We start from the raw sequence: 318 nt of genomic DNA on the forward strand, positions 1-318 counted from the left end.
CCCGGCTGGCGAAGCTTTTTCTCCAGTCTGTTTTGTTATGCCCTTTTTCAGTCGCGCAAATTTTGCGGGACTTTTTTCATTTCAGCTATTGACTTTTGTTTGCAGGACTCCAAGCTGCTGACCGGTGACGAAGAAAGTGTCTATGGAGACAGCGGGTATCTTGGTGCGGACAAACGGGAGGATAGCATCCGAAGGAATCGCCAGGGGAGGCGCATCCGCTACAGGATTAACCGCCGCCCTTCTCAAATCAGGAAGAAACCAACCAGGGCACAGGGCCAGCTCAAGCGCAGAGAGCACGAAAAGTCATCCATTCGCGCT

At 52.5% G+C, this 318-nt stretch carries 1 pseudogene; it reads left to right on the forward strand.

Annotated elements, in window-relative coordinates:
• Positions 1 to 318, forward strand: a pseudogene (locus ACTNBU_RS12810) (hypothetical protein); the annotation flags it as partial.

The organism is Dysosmobacter sp. HCP28S3_G4 (genome assembly GCF_052065175.1).
Classification (GTDB): Bacteria; Bacillota; Clostridia; order Oscillospirales; family Oscillospiraceae; genus Oscillibacter.